The organism is Bacillus sp. 7884-1 (assembly GCF_002272245.1).
Taxonomy (GTDB): Bacteria; Bacillota; Bacilli; order Bacillales; family Cytobacillaceae; genus Neobacillus.
Window position 1 is genome coordinate 1 of the sequence record NZ_NPDD01000268.1, and the last position, 7,072, is coordinate 7,072.

Annotated in this window: 5 protein-coding genes and 1 pseudogene; 5 read left to right on the forward strand and 1 reads right to left on the reverse strand. The window is 37.1% G+C overall.

Annotation, left to right across the window (positions count from 1 at the left end; all coding sequences use genetic code 11):
• The first annotated feature begins 210 nt into the window (after positions 1-210).
• Together CHI06_RS27355 and CHI06_RS27360 are read left to right on the forward strand one after the other, a co-directional pair.
• Positions 211-654 (forward strand): cell wall hydrolase, encoded by a 444-nt coding sequence (locus CHI06_RS27355; RefSeq protein WP_095251797.1) that lies wholly within the window; start codon positions 211-213, stop codon positions 652-654.
• A gap of 250 nt (positions 655-904) precedes the next feature.
• Positions 905-1,321, forward strand: a complete 417-nt coding sequence (locus CHI06_RS27360; RefSeq protein WP_095251798.1) for a GNAT family N-acetyltransferase — start codon at positions 905-907, stop codon at positions 1,319-1,321.
• A 171-nt stretch (positions 1,322-1,492) separates the two neighbouring features.
• Here CHI06_RS27360 and CHI06_RS27365 read toward each other — a convergent pair whose 3' ends face one another.
• Positions 1,493-3,241, reverse strand: a complete 1,749-nt coding sequence (locus CHI06_RS27365; protein WP_095251799.1) for an ABC transporter ATP-binding protein — start codon at positions 3,239-3,241, stop codon at positions 1,493-1,495.
• A gap of 518 nt (positions 3,242-3,759) precedes the next feature.
• Here CHI06_RS27365 and pepV point away from each other — a divergent pair.
• From pepV to CHI06_RS27380, 3 genes and pseudogenes are all read left to right on the forward strand, one after another.
• On the forward strand, positions 3,760-5,166 hold the full coding sequence (gene pepV, locus CHI06_RS27370; RefSeq protein ID WP_095251800.1) for a dipeptidase PepV: 1,407 nt from the start codon (positions 3,760-3,762) through the stop codon (positions 5,164-5,166).
• Positions 5,167-5,660: 494 nt separating this feature from the next.
• Positions 5,661-6,158, forward strand: coding sequence for a DinB family protein (locus CHI06_RS27375; RefSeq protein WP_095251801.1), 498 nt, complete (start codon positions 5,661-5,663; stop codon positions 6,156-6,158).
• A gap of 456 nt (positions 6,159-6,614) precedes the next feature.
• Positions 6,615-7,042 (forward strand): annotated as a pseudogene (locus tag CHI06_RS27380) (transposase); the annotation flags it as partial.
• Positions 7,043-7,072: the final 30 nt, after the last annotated feature.

The window sequence follows — 7,072 nt, forward strand, 5'->3', positions numbered from 1 at the left end:
AAAATAAATAAGGTCAACCAGAAAAATTTAGCATTCTGGCTAACCTTATAATACGAACTGGGCAGTATAGTTGGATAAAGGTATAAAAAGAATGCAATAGTTTTCATTTTACTTAAAAACTGTATGCTATAAAAAATGAGCATTCTTATTATATAAACAATGTCATGAATGTAGGCTTTTTTTAATACATTAATTTGGGAGGTGATGAAAATGCCAAGAGTAAGGGCTAGAAGTCATGAAGTAGATGAAATGGCAAGAATGATGAGAGCAGAAGCAGAAGGCGAAGGACAGCAAGGAATGTTATATGTAGGAAATGTAATTGTAAATCGGTGTGTAGCAACCTGTTTAGACTTCAAAGATGTAAACACAATTCATGATGTAATATTTCAAATACAAGGAGGAAATTATTCTTTTGAAGCAGTGCAAAAAGGGAATGTATTTTATCAAAGATCAAGAACTTCTGAAAGAAGATTAGCACAACAAAATATAGATGGTTGGAGAGATCATCCTGCGAAATATGCTCTTTGGTATTTTAATCCAACGGCGCCAGGTTGTCCTCCTACATGGTACGATCAACCTCAATCTGGTCAATTTAAAGAACATTGTTTTTATGAACCAATAGCTGGAACCTGTGATAGTGTTTATATGGGTTAAGCTTACTCTTTGAGTAAGCTTTTTTACATAATTAGTATATTTACACAAATTAAAATAATACTTTTAGTAATAGTTTTTATCCAAGAAAGCAAGATTGTGAAATATTGTACTTAAGCTAACGGGTGTATTACTTCAACTATGGGGTAATGCCATTTTCTTGTTCCACTAACGGAGCAGTTTTAGTTTAAAGGACTATTAGATTATTAAATTGAATAAATAAAATAGATAAAAAAGAAGAGAGGTAATAAAAATGAAAATAATAAGGCAATGGAAACAAGAAGATAGTGATTATATAAGAAGAAAAGTGATTGAATATAATCAAAAATGTCTTTCAGATGAAGAAAAGACTCCTTCGGAAAATATCAGTTTTATAGTGAAAAATGAAAAAGAAGAAATAGTAGGAGGAGTAACGGCGACAACATTCTGGCACCACTTGCACGTTGATTTTCTATGGGTTTCTGAAGAATATAGACACGAGGGCTACGGTAGCAAGTTGATGAAACATATAGAAGAATATGCAATTGAAAAAGAATGTCGTCTGATAAAATTGGATACATTTAGTTTTCAAGCTCCAGATTTCTATAAGAAGTATGGATATAAAGTGATAGGAATATGTGAAGATCATCCTAAAGGACATAATCAATACTATTTGGAAAAAAGATTATAAATATATTCTTCAACTAATAGGTGTAAGTGTTAAAATGGAGATCCCTGCGGCGATCTTTTTTCTTGTTCCACTAACGGGCTGTATAGTTTAGTTCAATAAGAGTTACAGAACTGCGTATTTAATCTTAGATAAAAATAAATCAGCCCGAAAAAGGGCCGATTTATTGTAATATCACAAAGTTAATTCAAACTGCCGGGAATATAGGTTAGAATAAACTCCATCGCTTTCAAGTAAAGAATGGTGAGTGCCTTGTTCCACAATACCACCCTCAGTTAAGACAATGATCCTTTGAGCATTACGGATAGTTGAAAGGCGATGGGCAATAACAATAGTTGTACGCCCTTTCGCCAGCTTTTCGAGTGATTCCTTGATAATGCTTTCACTCTCGTTATCTAATGCACTAGTTGCCTCATCTAATATAAGAACTGGTGGATTTTTAAGAAATACACGGGCGATACTTACTCTCTGTTTTTGCCCTCCAGAAAGTCTAACTCCTCGTTGACCAATAATGGTGTGGTATCCGTTTGGCAAGTTCATGATAAAGTCGTGAGCGTTTGCATCCTTTGCTACATTTACTATTTCCTCATCGCTGGCTGCTGGATTTCCGTATCGAATATTTTCCAATATTGTTCCCCCGAAAAGGTAAACATCCTGCTGTACAATTCCTATAGCTTTTCTTAGGGACTGAAGGTCAATAGAGCGGACGTTTTTCCCATCCAGTAATACTTCTCCAGTTGTTACTTCATAAAAGCGGGGGATGAGCGAGCAAAATGTTGTTTTTCCAGCTCCAGATGGGCCAACCAAGGCTATATACTCTCCCTGTCGTATTTGAAGAGACATATTTTCAATGATATGGCCTGCATTATCTTCATAACGGAAGGAAACATTTTTGAACTCTATTTCACCCTGTACTTTTTCCATAGGCAGAGTCACGGCATTCCGATTGCTTTCGATTGAAGGCTGTAGATTCATAATTTCCATAAATCGCTGGAAGCCAGTGATTCCTTCCTGAAATTGCGTACTCATATGAGTCAGTTTTTGAATTGGTTCAATCATATAGTTGATATACAATAAAAATGTGATTAAATCGGCAAGATCCAATGTGCTATTTACAATACTGGCACCCCCGATAATAATTACTGTGATTGTAATCAACTGGATAATTGTTTGTGTGCTATTGTAAAACTTGGCTTCGACCTTGTAAAATTCTTTTCTGCTCTCAAGGAAACGATTATTTTCCCGTCTGAACTTTTCAATCTCATATTGCTCGTTGGCGAATGATTGGACAACTCGGATTCCTGATAGACTATCCTCTACCAGTGAGTTTACGTCTCCAATCCTTTCCTTGTTTCTTCTTAATGCCCTGTTTTCAATCTTATTAAAATATAAGGAAAGGGCACCTAAAAAAGGTAGGAAACAGAAAGCGACAATTGTTAAAGGGCCATTTATAAAGAATAAAATAACAAAGGCCCCAATAAAACGGACTAAATATTTGAGATAGTCTTCCGGGCCATGATGATACAACTCGGAAATCAGCAGTAGATCATTAGTAATCCTGGACATGAGTTGACCAGTCTTTTCTTTATCGTAAAAACTGAAGGAAAGTTTTTGCATATGAGCGAACAGTTCATTACGCATATCCCTTTCCATTCGTGCCCCAACTTTATGCCCTTTGTAGTCCAAAAAATAGTTTGCTATATTTTGGATTGCTACTAAAACAAGCATTAGCACGCCAATCCAATAAACTTTAGGTAAAGCGGTCGATAAATCTCCTTCTAAAACATCTTTCGTTATATACCGAACAAGTAGCGGGAGCACCAAAGTCACACCTGAGACAATTAATGCACAAGTTAATACTGTAAGATACAACTTTACATATGGTTTGTAATACGAGAAAAATTTTTTTATTGGAAAATCCATAAGTTACCCCTTTTTGTGTTATTTAAATAAACACATATTAGGGGGTACACCGTAAACAATTAAGAAAGTGTTACACCCCTATATGTTTGAACGGATGAGTTAATCATTTTTCGCATGGAAAATTCCTCCTTGACATTTGTTATAACAATTATATGTGAGTACTTTAATAAAGTACAGAATATTTAATTAATTATCTTTACGAATGAAAATATGTGTTTTAAGGTTTTGTATTTAAACTAACGGCTCAGTAATCGGGAAGAAATATTGATTTATTGTTAAACTGATTGTTGAGCTAACGGTGAGCGTGGATCCAGCAGGATTAACCGCCTTTTTTTTTTGAGTTCCTATTGAACAAACTGGCAGGTTAGTAGAGAAGGATGAAGAAGACTCATTAGGTTAACCTTGGGTGAATCGTTATAAGGCCGAATTAACCATTTTGATATCTTCTATTTAATCAGGATTATTTATACATTCAGTTTGATAAAATTAATATAATTGAGAAGGGAGTTGAGGTTGTAATGGAAATCAATTGGCTGGCAGAAGTGGAAAAAAGAAAAGATGATCTTTTAAAGGACTTGGAAGGCTTATTGCGTATTGCGAGTGTTAAGGATTTAACAACGAGTACTCCCGAAAATCCAATGGGGGAAAAGATTGGCGAAGCATTGGATTATGTTTTGGCATTAGCCAAAAATGAGGGTTTTAAAACAAAAAACTTAGACGGCTTTGCCGGGTTTGCTGAATGGGGAGAGTCTGAAGATTATATTGGGGTACTTGCCCATGTCGACGTGGTTCCTGCTCCTGGAGAATGGACAACACCACCTTATGAACCAACTATTCGAGAAGGAAAGCTCTATGCCCGCGGTACCATTGATGATAAAGGACCGGGAATGGCTGCATTTTATGCGTTAAAGATATTGAAATGCCTTGGCCTTCCTTTAAGAAGGAAGATCCGCATGATTTATGGCACAGATGAGGAAAGCGGTATGCGCTGTATGAAACATTATCTTGACGTAGAACCCGCGCCAACTTACGGTTTTTCTCCTGATAATGAATTTCCGATGGTGTACGCCGAAAAAGGGCAAATTAACGTGAAACTGACTTTAAGTGGCAGTGAAGAAGAAAAACATGGGACTATTTTAGTTAACTTTTCTTCGGGTGACAGGGGAAACATGGTACCTGGAAAAGCCGCTGCTGAAATTAAAACGAAACAATTTGAGGAACTTGTGAATCGTTTTAAAACATATTGTACGGAACAGGGGCTGCATGGAGAGGTCAGCAAGTCTGATGAAACGATTACTTTAACCCTTTACGGTAAAACCGTGCATGGTATGGAACCGCAAAATGGAGTGAATGCCGGACTGGAGTGCCTGCATTTCTTAAACTCATTAAGCTTTGCGGGTAGTGACCAATCATTTATCACATTTGCCGAAAACAGCCTATATAGAGATCCTTTTGGGAAAAAGTTGGGAATCCAATACAGTGAAGATGTGCTCGGACCTTTAACGGTTAATGCCGGCATTTTTAATTACAATCATACAGCTGGTGGCTCAATTCAGTTGAACATTCGATTCCCATTAAATAATGATTACCAACATACCATTGAAATGATCACGAAAAAAGCTGAGACCTGCCATTTTACAATCGCTGATGCGCAACAATTCTCTACACATTTTATCCCTGCCGATCATCCAATGATTAAAACACTACAATCGGCTTATCAATCGATTACAGGGGATGAACCCACACTTTTAACATCGGGCGGGGGAACATATGCAGCGTTAATGAAAAATGCAGTGGCTTACGGTGCGCTTTTCCCTGGTAAGGTAGATAGCTCTCACCAAATTGATGAATTTATAGAAATCGATGATTTAATCAAAGCGACAGCCATCTATGCCAAAGCATTATATGAATTAAGCCACTTATAAAATCAAAGGCCAGGTTTGTCGTTTAGCCAACAGGTCAACCAGAAAAATAAAATGTACCCTATAGAGTAGACACTTAAAAAGGTCTGCCCGATAGGGTACTTTATTTGTCATGATGAAGGAATAAAAGCTGGATGAGCCGAATAAGTCATAGTGATCATGGTTTTGTTGTATTCTCAAAATAAAAGAATGGAGTATTTCATTGAGAATATTTTTTCGTTATATGGCCGACAGTCGAAAATGAAGGTTATTTTATGCGTATGAATGGCTTTTTTCGAATTTGATTAAGGATTATTGTTATCGTCACCCGGAAATTTCAGATTACCCTGCCATGTTGGAGAGAATTAGAAGCTGGAGAGAAAGGTATGTCCAATATGGAAGGGACCACTTGGATTTGGTTTTTACCTTTTTAGGACCGATTAATTTATACTATAGTCAGATTTTTTCTTGTCTTTTAACTTTGAAAGATTACACTAAACAGTGAGGAGATTGGTTGTATGCAAGTTGTAACCAAAATGTTTTTAGAACAACTCGACATGCATTGTCATGAGAATGATTGGTTTGCATCCATGGATCAGGCGCTTCATGGAGTCATCGCAGCTGAGGCAGCATGGACAAGTTCGGGAATCAGCAATTCGATATGGCAGATTGTCAACCACTTGATATTTTGGAATGAAGACGTAATCCATCGAATTAAGGGCACAGAGAATCCGCATAAGGCAGAAGAAAATGAAGAAACCTTTGGAAATCCGGGGGATCCAGAAGACGAAATTGGGTGGGCCCAGACAGTGCAGCGCCTTAATGAAGTCATGAATAAATTAAAAACGGTCATTGCGGACCTTGACGATGAAAAGTTAAAAGCTCCGTATGCAGCTAACAGGTACTCTATTGAGCGTTTACTCAGCAATATCATGATGCACGATACGTATCATCTCGGCCAAATTGTTCTGTTGCGAAAGTTGCAATCCTCTTGGGGTGGCGTTGATTGGTCCTAAAGCACCATAATTCAGCGACCTTCCTCGCCCAGCCGTAGAAGCAGTATTGACGGTGTGAAACCTTTTCATTCTCTATGGTGAAGCGGGTGATTTTCCTGCTTTATGGATGGCTAAACGGGTGTGTTAGTCAAATAAATTAGAACGTATTTGCAGAGCGATCTTTCGCATATTTCATTGTTCAACAGTCGGGCGCTTTTCTTAAATAAGAAGGCGTCTTTTTGCATGTACAACACATTTAGGGATTGAGTTTAATGAGGTGTAAAAAAGATTGTGAAGTCCTGTACTTAAAGTAAAGGGGTGCGTTAGAGCATTCCTGTAGATCGTTAAATTTCAGGTTTGAAGAAAATAGAACCCCTCAGTAAGATACGAGTATAGAGACCAATCTAACTCATATTCTTAAGGAGGAGTCCTACTATGAATTTTAAAATGCAAGACAAACAAAATCAACTAATAGAAGAACAATTATTAGAGGAATATGACCTCGCTGTAAAACAACTCGAAAGAGTTGAACACCAAGTTAAAGAAGTTCTCAACAATATTTCATTTGCAAAAAAACTATTAATGATTAAAGGAATAAGCGAAATCTCATTAGCCGGTATATTAGGAGAGGCAGGAGATTTAAGTGAATTCTCTCACGGGAACTCCCTATTACGTCATGCAGGATTACATCTAGCTGAAGCAAGTTCAGGTAAATGGAGAGGTTAGATTGTCATCTCAAAGCGTGGTAGATCAAGACTCCGGAGATTCCTCTATTTAGCAACCATGAGCCTAGTGATGAATAACCCTGAGTTTAAAGCCCTCCATTTATTTTTGTAGGAATAGCACGAAGAAACGAGCCTTATTGTCCCATTAAAGTCCAAGAATTAATCCCTTTAGCAGCATAGAAATAAAGCATTAATTGTGTAAAATGTATC